Raw genomic sequence first — 956 nt, 5'->3', positions numbered from 1 at the left:
TCGCTCGCCATTACCCCGATCAGCGCCTGCAACGCTCCGTCTACCATCCCCGGCGCGTATGCGTACCCTTCTCCTCTTTCCGCTTCCTCCGGCAATTCCAGTTCCACCACCGCTTCGTTTCCGTACATCTCCATTCTCTGGATGCTCCTGAATGACGGACCATACTCCAGTCCCGCTTCCGACAGCCTCCGGTACACCTCCTCCCCGCTCCAGCCGCTCATTCCTTCCTGCCCGAGGAACCGCGGCACTTCCCGCCGCTTCGCCTCCTTCCGCGGGCTGCATACCGCCTTCCCGCTGCTATGCTCCCGCCAGGCTCCCCTTTCTCCCCGGCTCTCTATCCGAAAACGCCACTCATTTTCCACTCGTTCCGCTATCGTTCTCACCGTCACCCGCTCCAACGGCCCGACTTCCAGCGGGGCCTTGTTCACCACTTCCCGCAGTTCCACCGCCTCGTCCTTTCCCCGGCTCACCGCTCGTACCGCCATATCCCAGTACGACGCGCCCGCCACCAGGCTCCGCCCCTGCACCCTATGCTCCCGAACCAGCCGCTCCCGCGCTCCGTCCAGCTCGCTCACATACACCGCACGCTCCGCTCCTTCTTCTTCACAGCGGTCAAATCCCGCCGGAAATGGCGCCGTCTGCGTTCCTTCGGCCGCCCCTCTCTCTCCGCTTTGCTCCGCCTTCTTGCCGCTCCAGCATCGCACCCGCTCGAACGGATACGGCGGCAGCGCCGTCTTTCGCTCCTTCCGGCCTCTGTACATGTTTGCCACTTCAAGTCCCGTTCCTCGGCTGTACAATTCAGCCGCCGTTTCCAGCACGCTCCGCCAGTCGCCTTTTCCCCGCTTCAACGTTGACAGCGCCACCGCCTTGCGATCCCCGACGATCTCGCCTGCCATCCCCCGCAGCGTTCCGCCCGGCCCGACCTCCAGCAGCACCTCCATCCCCGCCGTCAGGCA

The 956-nt window shown here is 64.7% G+C and carries 1 protein-coding gene; it reads right to left on the bottom strand.

All coding sequences use genetic code 11. From position 1 onward, the window contains the following. Positions 1 to 956, bottom strand: a 956-nt coding sequence (locus tag ACLD72_RS32155; protein WP_458476519.1) for a polyketide synthase dehydratase domain-containing protein, incomplete at both ends; no start/stop codon positions are given.

The sequence above is a fragment of the Paenibacillus lacisediminis genome, from assembly GCF_046567315.2.
The sequence above is the reverse complement of the archived record's forward strand: the minus strand, read 5'-3'. Positions and strand labels throughout refer to the sequence as shown.